The sequence below is a fragment of the Alkalibaculum sporogenes genome (assembly GCF_009362815.1).
Taxonomy (GTDB): Bacteria; Bacillota; Clostridia; order Eubacteriales; family Alkalibacteraceae; genus Alkalibaculum_A; species Alkalibaculum_A sporogenes.
In genome coordinates, this window is the sequence record NZ_WHNX01000022.1 from 1 (window position 1) to 19,844 (window position 19,844).

At 32.5% G+C, this 19,844-nt stretch carries 16 protein-coding genes and 1 riboswitch; of the genes, 2 read left to right on the forward strand and 14 right to left on the reverse strand.

All coding sequences use genetic code 11. The features are described from left to right. Nucleotides 1–337 precede the first annotated feature (337 nt). Nucleotides 338–506, reverse strand: a riboswitch (cobalamin riboswitch). Nucleotides 507–595: 89 nt separating this feature from the next. The 7 genes from GC105_RS12470 to GC105_RS12500 form a co-directional block, all read right to left on the reverse strand. Next, nucleotides 596–1,573 (reverse strand): sugar phosphate isomerase/epimerase family protein, encoded by a 978-nt coding sequence (locus tag GC105_RS12470; RefSeq protein ID WP_152805272.1) that lies wholly within the window; start codon nt 1,571–1,573, stop codon nt 596–598. Beyond that, a complete protein-coding gene (locus GC105_RS12475; protein WP_152805274.1) occupies nt 1,570–2,352 on the reverse strand; it encodes a sugar phosphate isomerase/epimerase family protein in 783 nt (260 codons plus the stop codon). The genes GC105_RS12470 and GC105_RS12475 overlap by 4 nt, the downstream gene beginning before the upstream one ends. Before the next feature lie 58 nt (nt 2,353–2,410). Next, the gene (locus GC105_RS12480) at nt 2,411–3,334 is read right to left on the reverse strand and encodes an amidohydrolase family protein (RefSeq protein ID WP_152805276.1); all 924 of its coding nucleotides are present in this window, start codon (nt 3,332–3,334) and stop codon (nt 2,411–2,413) included. A 154-nt stretch (nt 3,335–3,488) separates the two neighbouring features. Continuing rightward, entirely contained in the window at nt 3,489–4,337 is an 849-nt protein-coding gene (locus GC105_RS12485) for a bifunctional 5,10-methylenetetrahydrofolate dehydrogenase/5,10-methenyltetrahydrofolate cyclohydrolase (protein ID WP_152805278.1), read from the reverse strand. Between the two features lie 61 nt (nt 4,338–4,398). After that, entirely contained in the window at nt 4,399–5,022 is a 624-nt protein-coding gene (locus GC105_RS12490; protein WP_343030028.1) for a cyclodeaminase/cyclohydrolase family protein, read from the reverse strand. Between the two features lie 121 nt (nt 5,023–5,143). Continuing rightward, nucleotides 5,144–6,817, reverse strand: coding sequence for a formate--tetrahydrofolate ligase (locus GC105_RS12495; RefSeq protein WP_152805282.1), 1,674 nt, complete (start codon nt 6,815–6,817; stop codon nt 5,144–5,146). 79 nt (nt 6,818–6,896) lie between these two features. After that, nucleotides 6,897–7,712: a methyltetrahydrofolate cobalamin methyltransferase gene (locus GC105_RS12500; protein WP_152805285.1), complete on the reverse strand. Its 816-nt coding sequence runs from the start codon at nt 7,710–7,712 to the stop codon at nt 6,897–6,899. A gap of 242 nt (nt 7,713–7,954) precedes the next feature. On the opposite strand from GC105_RS12500, the gene GC105_RS12505 reads away from it, so the two are divergent. After that, nucleotides 7,955–9,730, forward strand: a complete 1,776-nt coding sequence (locus tag GC105_RS12505; RefSeq protein WP_152805287.1) for an ASKHA domain-containing protein — start codon at nt 7,955–7,957, stop codon at nt 9,728–9,730. A gap of 124 nt (nt 9,731–9,854) precedes the next feature. On the opposite strand, the gene GC105_RS12510 is transcribed toward GC105_RS12505, so the two are convergent. After that, the gene (locus GC105_RS12510; RefSeq protein ID WP_152805289.1) at nt 9,855–10,499 is read right to left on the reverse strand and encodes a cobalamin B12-binding domain-containing protein; all 645 of its coding nucleotides are present in this window, start codon (nt 10,497–10,499) and stop codon (nt 9,855–9,857) included. A 274-nt stretch (nt 10,500–10,773) separates the two neighbouring features. Between GC105_RS12510 and GC105_RS12515 the strand changes: the two genes are divergently transcribed. Further along, the gene (locus tag GC105_RS12515) at nt 10,774–11,400 is read left to right on the forward strand and encodes a DUF3786 domain-containing protein (protein WP_152805290.1); all 627 of its coding nucleotides are present in this window, start codon (nt 10,774–10,776) and stop codon (nt 11,398–11,400) included. 80 nt (nt 11,401–11,480) lie between these two features. On the opposite strand, the gene ilvN is transcribed toward GC105_RS12515, so the two are convergent. The 6 genes from ilvN to acsE form a co-directional block, all read right to left on the reverse strand. Continuing rightward, the gene (gene ilvN, locus GC105_RS12520) at nt 11,481–11,975 is read right to left on the reverse strand and encodes an acetolactate synthase small subunit (RefSeq protein ID WP_152805292.1); all 495 of its coding nucleotides are present in this window, start codon (nt 11,973–11,975) and stop codon (nt 11,481–11,483) included. 14 nt (nt 11,976–11,989) lie between these two features. After that, complete coding sequence (gene ilvB / locus GC105_RS12525; RefSeq protein ID WP_152805294.1) at nt 11,990–13,612, reverse strand: biosynthetic-type acetolactate synthase large subunit; 1,623 nt, start codon at nt 13,610–13,612, stop codon at nt 11,990–11,992. A 289-nt stretch (nt 13,613–13,901) separates the two neighbouring features. Continuing rightward, nucleotides 13,902–14,540 carry a cobalamin B12-binding domain-containing protein gene (locus GC105_RS12530; RefSeq protein ID WP_152805296.1) on the reverse strand — a complete coding sequence of 213 codons (639 nt, stop codon included), beginning with the start codon at nt 14,538–14,540 and terminating at the stop codon, nt 13,902–13,904. A gap of 158 nt (nt 14,541–14,698) precedes the next feature. Further along, nucleotides 14,699–16,615, reverse strand: coding sequence for a corrinoid activation/regeneration protein AcsV (gene acsV, locus GC105_RS12535; RefSeq protein ID WP_152805298.1), 1,917 nt, complete (start codon nt 16,613–16,615; stop codon nt 14,699–14,701). A 147-nt stretch (nt 16,616–16,762) separates the two neighbouring features. Continuing rightward, the gene (acsB, locus tag GC105_RS12540) at nt 16,763–18,889 is read right to left on the reverse strand and encodes an acetyl-CoA decarbonylase/synthase complex subunit alpha/beta (protein WP_152805341.1); all 2,127 of its coding nucleotides are present in this window, start codon (nt 18,887–18,889) and stop codon (nt 16,763–16,765) included. 141 nt (nt 18,890–19,030) lie between these two features. Continuing rightward, nucleotides 19,031–19,816 carry a carbon monoxide dehydrogenase/acetyl-CoA synthase methytransferase subunit gene (acsE, locus tag GC105_RS12545; RefSeq protein WP_152805299.1) on the reverse strand — a complete coding sequence of 262 codons (786 nt, stop codon included), beginning with the start codon at nt 19,814–19,816 and terminating at the stop codon, nt 19,031–19,033. Nucleotides 19,817–19,844 lie beyond the last annotated feature (28 nt).

Consider the following 19,844-nt stretch of genomic DNA (forward strand, 5'->3'; position numbering starts at 1 on the left):
GCGGACACTCGCCAAATGAAAACAAGTTTTCATTTATTCTTATGCTTTATCAGTCAAATCGGCAAGCCATTTGCCTGTTTAATCATAAGAATTAATAAGGTTTCTTACCTCCGGAACCGCTTCGCGGTTCCTACGTCGCGGACACTCGCCAAATGAAAACAAGTTTTCATTTATTCTTATGCTTTATCAGTCAAATCGGCAAGCCATTTGCCTGTTTAATCATAAGAATTAATAAGCGAAAACTTCGTTTTCGCTTGGCTCGTTATTTTCGCGAAAAAGAAAAAGTTTATGATCAATTGGGGTGGGTTCAATTGATCATAAACTTTACCGTCGTTCATGAAATTTCTATTATTAGGCAGGTCTCCTGACTCTGATTCATCGTGGTGTACACCTTCCCGTTTCCAGTGGTATCGTACAGCACTCCTCATTACAGTGGTGGGTCCGTTCGGGCATCTCACCCGATTTCCTATTCTCCTATTAAAGGCACCTATGATAATTTGATATGAAGTTTATGTTTATTATAATGAATACTATATTAATTGTAAAGTAGTTTTTTTAAATAGCACCACTGATTTTTCATTGATCTGTATTTAATTTATCTACCCAAAACTTCATTTTGTAATTCTATCATATTAGTTAACTCTTGTAGCGTGCTTGGTAAGAATTCATATACTACATAACTTGGGTTTACTTTATTTATTATCTCAACTATTCCATTGTAATCAAATGGCACATGAGTATCTATATTTGATATATGATTCCGTGTTTCTGTCAGTGAATCCCATATATTATCACAATCTTGTACTTTTTTTAATTTGTTTCCATGATCTTCGCGTAGATACTTACCTGTCAAAGATTTATTTAAATGGATAGTCTTAATATGTTCAATTAAAAACGGGTTTCTATCTAATATATACTTTATGTAGTTACATGCTTCTTCTAAAGTTTTCAATTCCTTATTAGTAATCATTATATGCCCAATGTCTAATACAAAACCTTTATTAGGGTAATTGATTTTATTAAAGAACTCTTTCGTAAGAACCGGATCAAGAAAGTTCAAACCAGGCCACCAGAGATTTTCAAACAATAATGTTACTCCTTTATCTACTTCTCCGTATATCTCATTAATCATGTCTGTAGCCGCATCTAATACTTCTTTATCTGTATATGTAAATTCCCATGTAAATGTATGCTCTACTTCTACATGGGCAACATGAAATACCATGTACGAAGTTTTCATCTCTTGAGCTACTTTAAATTCTTCTTTGTATTTATCAACCATTGACTGACGATCTAGGCTACCGTAAAATGCTATTATATTATCATCTTCTCTAAATTGATCATAAAGATTTTGTTTGTTATTTGTCCAAAAGTCCAACCATGTAGGATAGTAAATAAGATGCATTCCTTCTGCTATGTCATTTGGAATAGCACTTATATCATAATCATGGTAAAATATTAATTCTACACCGTCTATCTTATATTCTTGCAAGTACAATCGTAATTTCGCCCAATCATTTTCAAACCAAGATAATTTGGATTCGTGGTTGACCATATTTATCAAGTACTTCATTGGCAATTACCCATAATATAATCTAATCTACTATATGCAGTGTTTAAAAATATTTTGGGATCAGATATTTGCTCTTTACTTGACATTAATTCCATAGTGATATAATCAATATCTGCATTTATTATATTAGCTATAATTTTATCCCACACTATTTCTCCATCCCCTACAATCCAGTGTCTATCATCTAATCGATCATTATCAGATAGGTGTGTACAAAACAGTCTATGTTTCCATTTCTCTAATAGCTCTCCTTCGCTTTGTCCATAGATCCAGTCATGTGAAGAATCATAGCATAAACCTAAGTGATTAGATTTAATTTCAGTTAGAATATGATCTACAATATCCATATCTCTAGTATTTTCGATAGCTATATTTATACCGTTTTCTTCTGCTCTTTTTGCTAGTAATAAAAAACTCTCTACACCTAATGAGGTTCTTTCACATATAAAACCCTCATCAGTTACATGCATAACCATATTTGATATATTGTGCTTAGTACAAGCGTCTATATATTTATAATATGTATCTACTACACTTTCTCTTTCACTTTTATGATGACTCCATAGTTTGTTTATATCCTTATAAGGACAATGAATATTATCTATTGATAAGCCATTGTCCCTGACTATATTGGGCATATCATCGACTTTAATGATCTTGGGATATGTTTCATCTTCCCACCATAAACAAGTAGCATCAAAATTGCTTTCTTTAATTAATCTTAATCTTTCCGGCAATGGAATAATAAACCCGAACCACGAAAAAATACACTTTTTCATAGGTACCCCCTTTACATAGAAATTGGAATTTTTGTTTCATCTTTAAGTACTACATTCTTTACTCATTCATTATAATTTGATTTTGTGCTTCTTCCATCTCTTTAGAAGTGATATTTAGAGCTCTTAGTCCATTTTCATACGCTAAATCCATTAATGGCTGTTTTTTAATACCAGCTTTGTTCATGTATATCAGTTCATCGAAAAATCCTGACCCATGGCACACTTTATAAGCACCTGCATCACTTCCTACAGCTAATTTAACACCTATACTATAGGCTTTTAATACCGTATTACATTGTTCTTCGAATATTTTTCTAATTATTTTAATTTGACTTTTATACCTTTCATCCTTTGAATAAATGATATTACCAAGTGGTGCTAAGGTAGGTACCCAAATTATATTTGACTCTTTCATAGCATGTAGTTCTTCTTCTTCCATATAATAACCATGTTCTATTGTATCAACTCCTGCTTGTATTGCTCTTTGTACTCCAATTCTTGAATTCACATGAACCATAACAGGTAAATTTTTATCCTTGGCGTATTTTACCATATAGTTTAATTCATCTTCACTAAATGCTATTTCTCCAACCTCTCCGTATTGATCGAAATTCATCATACCTGTAACTGGAATCTTTATGAAATCTGGCTTGTATTTTTCTATTTCTCCCATAACTACTTTAAAGTCACTAGTATCGTGAATCCCTTTGCCAATAAAGCTACCGTATTGACCTTTCTTATATATTGCATGAATTGGAGTCTTGTATATAATCCCTTCTTCTTGTGCAACTCTTCTAGCTATATGTGACAAATTTATTGGATCTCCTCCATCACGTATTGCTAATATCCCTCTACTTTTATATGCTATTATATTTTGCCTAATAAGTTGCTCAGCAATAGTATTATCTTGAACTATTTTATTTCTAAAATTAGACGCATTCTCTCCATTTAAAGATATGTGCATATGAGCTTCAATAAACATAATTCACCCCCTTGTCATAATCAATAATCATATAGATGATATTAATAAAGCTTTCCTTGAAGGAAAGCTTATGTTTAGAATGCTACAAGTCTTTATGTGCTTTATTAAATACATTTAACGGATATTGCTACTTATAGCAAAGTGAAAATGTTCATTAACTTTGCAATTTACAAGCCTTAATTACATGTTTTGCTAAGACTGATGTTGTAACAGATCCAACTCCTCCTGGAACTGGTGTTATTAAAGATGCCTTCTCAATGCACTGATCGAAATCTACATCACCACATAATTTTCCATTTTCGTCAACATTTATTCCTACATCTACAACTATTGCACCTTCTTTAACGTACTCACTAGTTACCATTTTTGCTCTACCTATTCCAACTACTAATACATCCGCTTTAGAAGTTACTGATGATAAATCTTTTGTCCTAGAGTGACAAATAGTAACTGTTGCATTTTCACCTAATAAAAGCATAGATACAGGTTTTCCTACTACCATTGATCTTCCGAGCACAACTGTCTCAGCACCTTTTAAATCAACATTGTAGTATTTTAAAGTTTCCATAACGGCAGTTGGTGTACAAGGAGCAAAACCAGACTTATCGCCTTCCATTACTTTTGCAACATTTGTAGGACTTAAGCAATCTACATCCTTCTCTGGTGCTATGACATATTTTATAACTTCTTCATCTAACTGTTTTGGAAGAGGCCTAAATAATAAAATTCCATGTGTAGTCTTATCGTCATTTACTTCTTTTAGTGCTTTTATAAAGTCTTCTTGATTAATATCTTCCGGTAATTCTTTTACTTCTGTAGCTATGTTACAACCTTCCATTCTTTTAAGAGCTCCTCTTTCATATGATAAATCACTTGGATTTGCTCCTACCCTTACTATCGTCAATTTTGGAATAACACCATTATCTCTTAGTTTATTTGCTTCGGCAGCAGTCTCTTCTTTTAAACTAGCTGCTACAATTTTTCCATCTAATATTTGTCCCATAAATATCCTCCTTTTTATATTTAGTCACTAATAAATATATTATCTTATTTTACTTCAATCTTTAAGAAAGCATTGCTTCTACTTTAGCATATATCTCATCAGATTTAGCAATACCTTTTGCCACCAGTGGTCGTACTTCTTCATTAATATTTGTAATATAATCAACATCTTTTATCATGTTAATATTAATCAATACGTTTAACCAACCGCTAATCAATCCTGCACGGAGGCATTGTACTCCAACTCCTACATCACTTATTGCTAATTTTGATCCTTTATCAACTAATTCTTCATGAAGTACAATCGCTTCATAGCATTTTTTTACAATATCAACTGGTACACTACATGCTTGAATTAAACACTTTTGCATAGTTTCATCTTTAATTCTCTTTTCTTCTTCAGTTTCCTTAGGTAATCCATATGCTTTCGATAAAGGCAGAAAGTTTTCAGCATCTTTATCTACCATTTCCATCAGATCTTCTTGAATTTGTATAGCTTTAGCCATTATCTCTTTATTTGCTTCTTCATAATCAGCGTATTTCTTTTTTCCTAGAGTTAAGTTCACTACCATACTCGCTAAAGCAGTACCTATTGCTCCAGTTAAAGCTGCTGCACCTCCACCACCTGGCACTGCATTCTTAGATGCCAATTCATTTACAAATTCAACACAACTTCCATGTATCATTTTCATATTATACCCTCCCTTATTTAAAAAAGTTGGTTTACACCATAGGGATATACACTAAGGCATATATAATAGGTGTAAACCAACATAAATTATGATGTAATTATTTTATTGAGTCGATCTAGAATAATCCTGCTATTACACCTTTTTCATCAACGTCGATTTTTTCAGCTGATGGAACTTTTGGTAATCCCGGCATCTTCATAACATCTCCAGTTAATACAACTATAAACCCTGCACCTGCTGAAACTGTTAGATCTCTAATCGTTACGGTGAAACCTGTTGGCCTACCTAACTTTGTTTGATCATCAGTTAATGAGTATTGTGTTTTTGCCATACAAACAGGAAGATTACTAAATCCTAATTTATCAAAATTTGCGATTTCTTTTTCTGCTTTTGCAGTAAAAGCAACATCATCTGCTCCATATATTTTTTGAGCGATTTTACGTATTTTTTCTTTAATAGGATCTTCTAAATCATATGCAAATTCCATATTGTTTTCAGTATCTGTAAGTCTAATTAATTCTTTGGCTAATACTTCTCCACCTTTGCTACCTTTTCCCCATACTTCAGAAAGTGCAACATTAACGCCTAATTCTTTACATCTGTCTTCTACTAACTTTAATTCTGCTTCTGTATCAGTAGGGAATCTATTAATTGCAACTACTGCTGGTAGTTTAAATACTTGTGTAATATTTTCTACGTGCTTTAATAAATTTGGTAATCCAGCCTCTAAAGCTACAAGATTTTCTGGACCTAAATCATTTTTACCTACTCCACCATTGTATTTTAACGCTTTAACTGTTGCAACTATTATAACAGCATCTGGCTTTAAATCTGCCATTCTGCATTTTATATCGATGAATTTTTCAGCACCTAAGTCAGCTCCGAATCCACCTTCTGTTACTACATAGTCAGCATAATTCATAGCAAATTTAGTTGCTAGTACTGAGTTACAACCATGAGCTATATTTGCAAATGGTCCACCGTGTATAAACGCTGGTGTTCCTTCTAATGTTTGTACTAAATTTGGTTTTAAAGCATCTTTTAATAGTGCAGCCATAGCACCTTGAGCTTTAAGATCTCCAGCTGTTACTGGTTCACCTTTTCTATTATAAGCAACGATAATTTTTGCACATCTATTCTTAAGATCTATAATATCATTTGACAAGCAGAATATTGCCATTACTTCACTAGCTACTGTTATATCAAATCCATCTTCTCTAGGCATTCCCTGTGCTTTACCACCTAGACCATTTACTATATTTCTAAGTTGTCTATCGTTCATATCTACTGCTCTTCTCCAAACAACTCTTCTTACATCAATATCTAAAACATTTCCTTGGAAAATATGATTATCTACCATTGCAGCTAATAAGTTGTTTGCAGCTCCAATTGCATGGAAATCTCCAGTGAAATGCAAGTTGATATCTTCCATTGGTATTACTTGTGCGTAACCACCACCTGCTGCTCCACCTTTGACACCAAAAACTGGTCCTAATGATGGTTCTCTTAATGCTACTAAACAATTTTTTCCTAATGCAGCTAATGAATCAGCAGCACCAATAGTTGTAGTAGTTTTGCCTTCTCCTGCAGGAGTAGGATTAATAGCTGTTGTTAAAATTAATTTTGCTTTCTTACCTGAAGGTTTTTGTAAAAGGTTAATGTCTACTTTCGCTTTATACTTTCCGTATAAATCTAAATCGTCCTCAGTAAGACCCAATTTCGCTGCAATTTCTCTAATGTCTTTTGGTGTTGCTTCTTGTGCAATTTCAATATCACTTTTAAAACTCATTGATAAATTCCTCCTCAAGAATTAGTTTAATAAAATTTTAACAATTTAATTATATGTTATAAGTTATAAAAAATCAACTTTAACCAATTTTTCCTTTTCTATATGCAGCACTGAATTTTCTACAGTGTCTGTCTTTTGCTAGTAACGCTTCTGTAGAATATATAGAATTCATGATATCTTTATTAAGTGGATCCATAATTGCAGAATCCATACCTGCATATATTGACAATGTCATAAAGTTTTGATTAATTAATTTTCTTAGTGGCATACCAAATGAAATATTACTTAAGCCAGAAGTTATTTTAATCGTTGGATACAGTGCCTTTATTTGCTTAATACTGTCTATAAAGTTTAATAAAGATTGATTGTCAGTTGATAGAGCCATAACTAAAGGATCTATATGTATTCTATCAGGTGTGATATCGTATTTTGCAGCTTTTTCAACCATGGCTTTTGTAATTTCAACTCTAGTCTTCACATCTTGTGGAGTACCGTGTTCACTATCGCAAGTTAAAGCTATTACTTGCCATTCAGTCCCTTGTATTAATGGAAATATAATATCACATTTATCTTGATCAGTTCCCTCTACATCTTCTAAATTAACTGAGTTAATTAAACCTGGTTTTTTTATGAAAGGAAGTACTTCTTTTAAAAATAATGGATTTGGACTATCAATACATATTGGTGTATCTACTGCATCTTGTACAATGTCAATTAACCATTTCAATGTTTCTACTTCAACATTAGGTGCTGTAGACGCACATATGTCAATGTAGTCTGCGCCAGCCTCAGTTTGTTTTATAGCGCGATCTCTAATAAACTCCGCATTTTTTTCTTCAATAGCTTTTTTAACAGGTGGGATTGCTCCATTAATCTTTTCACCGATAATAATCAATATTAATACCTCCTAGTGTTTTTTTGATACCGATTTCAATATGCTTATATCATGTATATACAAGCTTGTATATACAAGCCTTATCTATTAGTATATTATCAAAGGTTATTTTTATTGTCAATATAATTGTCCCACATAGTATATTTTATTTTTTGACTTGTTATAATTTTGTTTATATTTGTACAAGATTATTTTTTGTAATATAATAGTAGTAATTAAATTTAATTAAAAGGAGCTATGTTATGTCTGATTACATAAATGTAAACTTCCCCTTGCTTGGCAAAAGTATTCATATTGACGAAAATCGCAAGATTTCTGATGCATGTGAGTTAGCTGGTCATCCATTAAATTTAGTATGTGGGGGAAAAGGTAAGTGTAATAAATGTGCAGTTGATATAAGCGTATATGGGGAATTATCAACAGTTCTAGCATGCCAAACACAAGTATCTGAAGGTATAGATATAATGATAACAGAGGAGTCAGAAGAAGCCCAAATCCTTACTACTAATATATCGAAAAATATTAAACCTAATCCATCACTGTACTTACTTCATCTTAACAACAATCTACTGAATACACCTCTATGTGAAAACGATTGGGATAGAATAATTCAACTTACAGGTATAGATCTTAATGAACCTTCTTTAGAAGTCCTTCAAAGTTTATCTAATAATTATCACAATCCTAAGGGAATTACTTTAGTAATTTCCCACAATAATGTCCTAGATATACTTCCTAAAGATATAGATATGCCACTATACGGATTAGCTTATGATATTGGTTCAACATCTATTGTAGGTTATCTATACGATTTAACTAATTACACTCAAGTTGGTATAAGTTCAAAATTGAATAAACAGACTAGTATAGCAGGTGATGTTGTTAGTAGAATAGAATATACAATCACAAATCCTAATGGCTTAGTAAGATTACAGAAACTCGTAATAGATACTATTAATGAAATTGCAGAAAATATTTGTAAAGAAAACAATATTGATAAAAATAATATTTACCAAGCTAGCTTTTGTGGAAATAGCACTATGCAACATCTTTTTTTAGGACTTAACCCCGCTCATCTCGGGCTAGCTCCTTTTACTAGTACTACACATAGAGGCGTAAACACCATTGCCTCAAAGTTAGGAATCAATATTAACCCTAGAGCATGTGTAAATTTTTTACCCTTGTTAGGCGGCTTTGTCGGTGCAGATACTACCTCCGTTTTATTATCTCTACAAAATGATGACAAAGATAGATTGATTATTGATTTAGGTACAAATGGAGAAATTGCAGTTGGTAGAAATTATTCCTATAAAGTATCTTCTACTGCATGTGGCCCTGCTTTAGAAGGTGCAGGACTAGAGTTTGGAATGCGCGGTACCAAAGGTGCAATTGAACGTGTTAATATCCACTCAGGAGATTTAGTATATAAAGTAATTGGTGACGTTAAACCTCTAGGGATATGCGGTTCTGGAATTATTGATATAGTTTCGGAATTGCTCCATTACGATATTATCAACAAACGTGGTGCAATTGCGGATCCTTCTACAGTAACAGAATTAAAGCTTGCAGAGAGAATTATAATAAACGGCAATATTAAATCATTTATTATTGCATATGGAAATGAAACTGAATCTGGAAAACCAATTCTTATAACCCAAAAAGATATTAGACAAGTTCAGTTAGCTAAAGCAGCAATCTTCACTGGTTGTCTAATGTTAATAGAAGAAAGTAACTTAAAAGGTGAAGATTTACATGAAATCCTCATCGCTGGTGCCTTCGGTAACTATATCGATATTAATAAAGCTCAATATATTGGAATGATCCCTTATTTCAAGAATATTCCTGTCTCCTCTATTGGAAATGCTGCAGCTACAGGTTGTCAAATGTTTTTACTTTCAAAAGATGAAGAAGAAGAATGTAATAAACTCGCTAAAAGTGCTATACACGTGGAGATAGCTTCAAATCCAAATTTTACAACTGGTTTTATGAAAAATACCTATTTAAATAAACTATATTGAAACCACAAGAAACACGCTTTGCCAGTTTCTCGCGGTTACACGGTATTCCCCAAATGTCTTCAAACAGCCACTTGGATCATTACTTCGCAATAAAAAAAGTTATCCCGTATGGAATAACTTTTTTTTATTTTTGCATCCATTCTTTGCAAATCATAAGGCCTTCAGCTGCATTTGTTGTAAAAGCATCTGCTCCAATATTTTCACTTGCATCTTTACTTACAGGATTGCCACCAATTATCACTTTAAGATTTTCTCTTAAATCTGCTTCTACTAATCCATCCACTGTCATTTTCATAGCATCAAGGGCTAAAGTTAATACACCACTCATACCCATAATGTCTGGTTTTATTTCTCTTACTTTTTCCACAAACGCCTCAACAGGTTGGTCAATACCTATATCGTGTACTTCAAATCCTTCAGCAGTTGCCATAATCTTAAATATATTCTTGCCTATATCATGTAAGTCGCCTTTAACAGTACCTAGTACTATTTTACCTTTTATATTCTGCTGAGTTTTTACACCAATTGCAGGTTTAATGATATCTATTACTTCAGTTAATATCTCTCCTGCGAATATTAGATCTCCGACAAAATAATCGCCTCTTTCAAATCTATCTCCTACTACAGCCATGCCTTCTTGAGCAGCTTTCATTAACTCATTAGCTCTTTGTTCATCTGGATCTTCTTTCATAAAATCATTTATCATATCTAGCACTTCATCGTCTTTCAAGTCACTAAGTGCTTGAGTCAATTTACTAAATTCCATCAACCTAAAATACCTCCCTGTATTTAACACGCAAATTAAAGTCAATGATATCACTAACTTCGTTGCATTGTCAAATGTGAATTTAACACTTGTATTAATTATACCAATATTTAAAAATATCAAACTTATTTTAATTATTATTATTTTATTATATGTTATTTTAACACTAATATCCTAAACTGAGACCCTATGTTAAAATCTTAGGTCTTACAACTTTGCACTATTTCATGTTATAATAAAAACAATATAACAACATTAACAAAGGAAGGTGCTTAATATGAAGCCTGAAGCTGTGACTAATAAACGTAAAGATAAAATACCTTACGAGTATTACAAAGAAGAATTTAAAAAATTAAATCCTGAGTCAATATGTCAAAATTCAGGAGTCGAATATGATAGTAACACATCTACTTTTAAGTTAAAATTGCTTAACGATTATCACTATATATCTTATCCTTCTGGTAATATAGATGAAGATAATCCAAAAATCAAATACCCATTAAAGACATTGTTGCTAAGGTATCTTATTAATTGTAAGGATATTTCAACAAGTGGTAATATGATTAATTATAAAGATGTACCTGATGGTAATTTATATTATCATAATTTTTATGGTCGTTGTATACTTCGTTTATCTAAGACATTTAAAAATAAAATAGAGCTTTTAATATCTGCTATGGAAAAATTGAATGCAGAAAAATTAGAATTAGGTGACTTATCATATAAAATAAAGTTTCTACACAATATAGATGTCTATGTGATTATATGGCTTGGAGATGAAGAGTTTGAAGCTTCTGCACAAATACTCTTCAGTGATAATGTACCCTATTATTTTTCAGCAGAAGATTTAGCCTTTGTAGGCGACGCCCTTAATGATAAACTTGTGGCACTTGCTTATAGTTAGAAGAAGGCATAATACAACACTAATAATCGACTTATATCTCTATGTAAAAAAGACTCTGTCAGAGTCTTTTTTCACGTACACTACATACTTATTGACTTATCTCCTCTTTGTAACCCAGTAGCACCAGATCTTATAAATTCTATTATTCCAAATGGTTCTAGCATATTCATAAATGCTTTAACCTTTTCCTCATCTCCTGTTAATTGGAGTATCAGACTACTATTAGAAACGTCTACAATATTGGCTCTAAAGATATTAGATATTTCTATAATATTTGACCTTGCTTTATTATCTGCCTTAACTTTTACAAATACTAATTCTCTGCTTACTGAATCTTCAGGTGTTAATTCCACTATTTTAATAACTTCAATCAGTTTATTTAATTGCTTTTTAATCTGTTCTAGTATTTGTTCATCTCCAATAACTGTAATAGTTACCCTTGATATCTTTTGATCTTCTGTCATTCCTACTGTTAAGCTATCTATGTTATAGCACCTTCTTGCAAAAAGTCCTGCTATCCTACTCAGCACTCCAGAATTATTTTCTACTAATAGGGATAATACATACTTTTTCATTTTAATTCATCCTCCTAAAATGTAATAAACTCTGGGTCTATTAGACATTGTATTAAGCACGGTTCATCATCTTGTAAAACCTTGTTTAATACATTTGTAAAACTTTCTATATCTTCTACTTTATAACCTGCAATACAATAAGCCTCTGCTATTTTAGTGAAATCAATATTACAGTTTAAATCAATACCAAAGTTATGATGTTTACCATAGCAAGCGTCTTGTAGTCCCTTAACCATACCTAATTTGTTATTATTGAATAATATAATTTTTATTCCAATGTTTTGTTCTCTTATAACAGCAAGCTCTCCCAAACACATTTGAAAGCTCCCATCGCCCATTACACATACAACTTGTCTTTCAGGGTTTGCTACCTTAACACCAGCTGCAGCGGGTAAACTATATGCCATTGTACCTAAGCCACCTGATGTAAAATAATTACGACTTCCAATTATTTTATAATACAGTGCAGAATAAATTTGGTTTTGACCCACATCTGATACCAAACAGGCGCTATCATTTAATGTGTTAGACACTGTGTTTATTAATTCCTTAGGATTAATAAATGAGCACCCTGCCTGCATTTTCATGTTAATAGGATAGGTCTCTTTTATTTCTTCTACTTCTTGTAACCACTGTGTCATATCTATATTAATATTTTTGTGAGTTAGCTCTTCTAATATTAATTTTGCATCGCCTACTATAGGTATAACAGTATCAATTTTTTTACCTATTTCTGCAGGATCAATATCGATATGTATATATTCTAAATTTGCATTTAAATCATCAAATCTCCCAGTAGCCCGATCTGACATTCTAGCACCGATACAAATTAGTAAATCAGCCCTTTCAATAATTTTATTAGAATATGCATATCCATGGCTTCCTACAATTCCAGAATATAGCGGGTGATCATGAGGAAAACTACCTATCCCCATAAAAGAATTTATTATAGGAATTTGTGTCTGGGATACAAATCCTAGTAATTCTTTTTCAGCTTTACCCGAAATTATACCTCCACCTACGTATATTACTGGTCTCTCTACACTTTTTATCTTAGTTATTGCTCTTTTGATTTGACCTTTATGTCCCGTCAATGTAGGTTGATATCCAATAATATTTATGCCTTCAGAATTAAATTTTATATTTTCTTCTTGAATATTTCTTGGAATATCTATTAATACAGGACCTTTTCTTCCACTATTTGCTAAATAGAAAGCCTCCTTAAATACTCTAGGTATCTCGCTAGAATCTTTTATAAGATAATTATGCTTTGTAAAAGGTTCAGTAGCTCCTTTAATATCCGCTTCTTGAAATGCATCAGTTCCTAATAATTCAGTATTTACTTGGCCAGTGATTATTACCACGGGAATAGAATCTAAATAAGCAGTAGCTATACCTGTAATGGTATTTGTTGCTCCTGGTCCTGACGTAGCAATACAGACACCCACTTGCCCTGTTTCCCTAGCATATCCGCTGGCATAATGAACAAGGGACTGTTCATTCCTAACTAAAATATGCCTTAATTTTGATTCTCTTAATGCTTCGTATAAAGGTAAAACGGCACCACCAGGGTATCCAAAAATAGTATGGACATTTTCATTTTCTAAGCATTTAATGATGGCTTTCGATGCTTTCATTTCTGAATCACCCCTTTATGTATTTTTATGTATTTCTAATTATGATAATTCAAAATAGATACAAAGTCAATAAATAGCTGCATTTTATATATAAAGTTTAGTAATATACAAACCACAAGAAACACGCTTTGCGAGTTTCTTGTGGTTACGCAGTAGTCGCCAAATGTCTGCAATCAACCATTTAGCTCATTACTTTGCGATAATGAAAACAACCAGAAGAAACATGTTTCTTTAGTTTCTTCTGGTTGTAAATCATCTTACATCGCTTGCAAGAAATACAATTTTATATTTATTTAACCCAAGATTGACATATTTTTACGCCTTCTGCTGCATTAGTAGTAAACGCATCTGCATTGATGTGTTTGCAAGCTTCTTTCGTTACAGGATTTCCACCTATAATAATTTTAATATCATCTCTTATTCCAGCCTCTTTAAATCCATCGACAGTGTCCTTCATCGCTTCTAAAGCAAGTGTAAGTACTCCACTCATTCCTACAATATTTGGTTTTACTTCTTTCACTTTTTCAACAAAAGCTTCTACTGATTGATCTATACCAATATCGTGTACTTCAAATCCAGCTGCTTCAGACATACTTTTGAATATGTTTTTACCAATATCATGTAAATCACCATGTACTGTACCAAGCACTATGGTGCCTACAGTAGATGTAACTCCACCACCAATAGCTGGCTTTAAAATATTGATAGCTTCAGATAAAAGCTCTCCAGCAAAGATTAAGTCTCCTACAAAGTATTCACCTTTTTCAAATAAATCTCCAACAACAGCCATACCTTCTTGACATGCACCTACTACGTTTTGTGCGTCTACTTCAGTTGGGTTTGATGCAACAAAATTTTCTAATATACTCATTACTTGTTCTTCATCCAATTCTCCTACCAATTGGGTTACTTGCTTTAAATCGATCATATGAAAACCTCCTCTTAATGTATAAATATTATAATATTATCCTATGGATAAAATACTAGCAAAAATCATAGTATTAGATAGATGTATATACAAGTTATGATATCATTTACATAACTCTTAGTCAAGATTATATTCTATGTCCACTTAATTTTTATTTGTTATTTATGACTTGGAAACCGTTTAATATTTGTATGGGGTATAAACGATGCAGATATAAATTCATCCATATAACCAGGATAAACACTCAACTCTAAATATGTCATATTTTCGGCTGTATTATCTATATAATCTTTCGCATTTTTATTTATCAGGCTCATATAACTACCTGTTAAAGAGCTATTGCCGATAAAATGATACTTTTCCACGTCTATATCTGGAAATAATCCTATATTAATGGCGCTCTTTATATTTATGTGAGAACCAATACCACCAGCTACTTTTATTTCATCTACTTGATCAAAATCAAGACCTAAACTAGATAAAAGAACATATGTAGCTGAATATACAGCAGCTTTTGCTCTAATGAAATTATCAATGTCTATCTCTGTTATACATATATCTTCATCTGTTCCATATTCTTTTTTAAATGCAACAATAAAGTATCCAATTCCATATTCATCAAATTTTACTCTATTTGAATGGGAATCTTTTCGAAATTTACCTTTAGGATCTATTAAATTTACTCTTTTCAACTCTGATATTAAGTCAATAATCCCTGATCCACATATTCCATAAGGACGATAACTACCGATTATATCTAAATTTGGTATATAAGACAATTGATCAATCGTAACAGCTTCAATCGCTCCATGTGCAGCCCTCATTCCGCATGAAATCTCTCCACCTTCAAAAGCTGGTCCTGCAGAACAAGCACATGTCATTAAAAAATCTTTATTACCAAATACTATCTCACCATTTGTTCCTAAATCTATTAATATTGTATTCTTTTCACTCTCTCTCATATCAGATGCAATTACTCCTGCACTAATATCTCCTCCAACATAACTTGCTACTGATGGAGATATAATGACTATTGCATTTTTATTAATATTAAGCCCCATATCCTCAGAAGTTACAGCTATATCTTTTGTATCAGCAAATACGGGTATATAAGGTTCTTTCCTTAAGTAATCAGCATAAACTTCTAATAAGAGATGTGACATAGTAGTGTTTGCTGAAGCTGTGAATATTAATATGTCATCTTTAGAAATACTATTTAATAAACATAATTCAATTATCAATGGATTAATGCTTTCGCTTACCATAGCTTCTTTTAATTTATTTAACCCATTTCCTTTTGTTGAGTATATTATTCTATTAATTACATCTGCACCATACTTAGATTGCGCATTTGCACATGACACTTCACTTAGTATAGAATCATCCTTTAAGTTAACTAAACATGCTGAAACTGAAGTCGTGCCAATATCTATGGCAACTCCGTATATATTTAAATTGCCCTGAGACCTAATATCTAATAACTTAATAATTCCTTTATCCACTGTATATATTATTGCAATTTTAAACTCATTTTCTCTCAAAACACTAGGAATCTTTCTTAATAAAGCAATACCTATTTCAATATTTTTATTTTTAAGCTCTCTAGTTATAAATTTCTTAATTCTAGTCACATCAGATATATTATCATCTATATTGGGTATATCTAATTGTAATTCTAATATTTCTAAGTGTTTCTTTGTACTATGTTTACTCTCAAAAGTTTTTTTTATATTATAATACTTCTCGTAATGCTCAGTATTGTTTTTTTCGATTTTGATATTTGTTACATCGAGTATTGACTCTTTTGGCACATCAATTTCTACTGGTTCAATTATAGTACTTGAACAAGCTAATATGTACTTACTATCTTTATTTTGATTACTTAGCTTATGACTATTCTTCTTTTCTTTAACTTTACCATTTACAAGCTTTACCTTGCATTTCCCACATGTACCAAATCCATTACATGGTGCATCAATGTTAATACCAGCGCTTCTAATAATATCAATAAGGTTTTCTCCACTAGATACATCAATAACTTTTCTATTATCTGGTGTATTTATAATTACTTTCATAATATTCCCCCTAGGTGTAACAAGAATAGCGCCTTCGACGCATTATTCAAGTATGATAGCAAAGTTTGGAACCCAGCAAGCTAATCTAACTTTCCTATCATAAAATAAAAGTTATGGAGGCTTTTCGTAAACGAAAAGCCTTCAACTTTACATTAATGGATCTTTATCTAATGCGGGGTGACCTTTATCAGTAAGAAAACTTACGACTCCTTCAATATCTGTCGCAATGGTCTCATCGCATATCATATCTGTGAAGTTATCTATTCCGTATAATTCTTTTGCAGTTAAATTCAATCGATCTGCAATATCTTTCTTTAATTCACTTGGCATCCATACAATTCTCTCTATTCCACCTTCAGCTTTCAAAAACTTCTTCGATGAAATAAAATGCCTTCCATGTCCCATAAAACCAGGAGTTTGTACTCCTCCACCAGTCATAGAGGCTAATTCACCAAAAGTCATTCCTACAGGTGTGATACCATCATATTCTCTGTTTACAATTACTACTCCATTAGCTTCTGGAACGATACCACAAATACATTCAAAACAACCACATGAAGTCATTGGATCCTCTAGTATACTATATAATGAAACTCTATCCACAGCACCTCTTGAAAGCGTATCTACTGTTTCATTTACTTTACTCCAAATACCTTTATGCTCATCTTCTACTCCCTCTTTAGCTATAGGTTGACAAGCTCCAGTAGGATTTAATTCTTTAGTAGCTTTTGCATCTAACCAACTTACTGCTCCACATAATCCTAATCTTTCAGGAGTTACTACACATACATGTGCTGGAGCAAAAGATTGACACATAGCACAAGAGTAGAATGTATCAACACTCTCATCTGTAAGCGATGCAATTCTTTCATCTCTCAATCTATATTTAGGTAGAGCTATTTCTTTTTCTAACTCTTCCACTTTTTCCTTATCTGTAATTATAGTAACTTGACATTTATCTACTACTGACCCAAAATCGTCGTGCATCATAGCGTAAAGTACTTCACCTATGTGATTTAATCGAAGTCCTTTATTAAATGCCTCTTTACCTATTCTAATCCAGACTATATTCCTCTGTCCAATATGCATTACACCTTCTATGTAGTTAATAAAATAATGTAATCTTCTTTCAAGTACAGGTTCAAAGTCTTCTTCCATATTTTTACCAGCCACATCTACTATTATTGCAAGTGGTAAGTATACAGGTTCATCCATACTATCAATGTCTGGCCCAATAATCTCGATTTTATGATCTTGTATCTCGCTAGCTTCTTTCATTCTAACTATTTCCCAGGCCTTGCTTCTTTTACTACCAAATTCTGCATATAATGTATCTTTTCTAATTCGTTCACCTTCAAATGCTGAAGCATAACTTACTGGGATAGGTAATTCTTTTATTTTTATTTTTATGTTTCGAGCTTCCAAGGAAGTCCTTACTGTTTCATTATGGTCTTTTTGAGACAATAATGCACCAGGTACTTCTGGAACATCTGTATCTGCAATTACAGGGAATCCTAAAGCTATAGCTCCTGCTCCACATGATACAACTACTTCATTTAATGGTCCAAATGTGTTAATGAATGCTGGAACTCTCTCTTTTGTATAATTAAGTAAACCGCTTAAGTCCCCTGGTTTTAATGCTCCAAATATTAACGCTGCTCTTACTGCTACAGATACTACATGTATAACAGAGGTTATTTGGTTTCCAAGTGGAATAACTCTAAACTCTAAACCAACTTTTACTTCTGCTTCTACCACTTGATCTATTACATTTCCAACTAAGAATGTTAGTAAACCTTTGGATTGGTAATCCTTTACAATGGTTCCTAAAGAATCTTTATCTGATGATTCTCCTATGATTACTGCGATACCAGGGATATCTCCTGTTACTAATGGTACACCAAGAGAACGTATAATTGAGTCTGGTACAAATCCTATTCCTGTTTCATTTTTGTATGGGTCTTCTGACAGTGCATACCTTACGCCTTCAATTATTTCCGCGGATACAGCAGTGGCAAGTCCTGCGTTTAGCGCTTTTCCCATGTCTTCTTCTTCAACGATTAAGCTTTTAACTACTCCAAGAGCGCCTTCTAACTCTCCTAAAGTTGCGATTTTTATACCTGTCGCTGCATAAATGACTGGTAGTGAATAAGCTGTTCCTGGGAATGCTACTTTATGGTCCTTACCTTTCTCTTTTATAGCATCTGCTACGGTTTGTTGTGCTAAGCCTAAGGCCGCATTTGATCCTGTGTAAATAATCTCAAATAAACTCATCATTTTTCCCTTCCTTCATGGATTTATTATAACTACTACAAGTGGTGTAATATATTACACCACTTGTGGTTAGTTTTCTCATACGGGAATATATCTTTTAATTATTATCTTATTAATTCTACTTTTCTTTATACCCTAAAATTATAATTCTAAGTAAGAATCAGCATATAAAGTTTTTCCTAATATCATATCACATGTTTTAATTGCTTCCATTAATCTTTTATCACATGGATTTGCTATTGCAGAAGTTAAACCACATTGCATCGCCATAGCAACAGTATAAGAGTCTAAAATTGGTCTTAACTCTTTTGGTGTTCCATTAGAAACATTACTAAGTCCACCTGTAGTTTTTAATCCCATTTCACTTAACATTCTAATTGCTTCAAACAACTCTACTTGTTTTTCTTGCATTCCTTTGATAACTAGAAATAACGGGTCAAATAATAAATCTTCAACTTCCATTCCTGCATCCATAGCTCTCTCAATCATTTCTTGACAATACATCATTCTTTCGTCATTATCTCTCGGAATACCTTCTTTTGCACATAATGCAATACTCATAGCATCATTAGCAGCAGCTAGGTTAATATTATCAATTCTATCTCCAGCATCTGCTGAATTTACGATTGGTTTTCCTTTAGACCTATTATATACTTTAATACCGCCCTCTATAGCTTTTTTGTTAGCAGTATCTAAAGCAAGAGGTACATTGTCAAATTCTGATTGTATTAACTGTACCGCCCACTGCATTACTTCAACACCATCTTTTTCTGCAGGTCCTATATTTACATCTAAGTAAGTTGCACCAGCATCAATTTGTTCTTTAGCTCTTTTTAAAATAGGAGCAGGATCTCTCTCACTAATTGCTGTTCTTATTGCAGGTGATATACAGTGAATTCTTTCTCCGATAACAATAAATTTATCCATTAATAGACCTTCTTTCATGTTTTGTTGT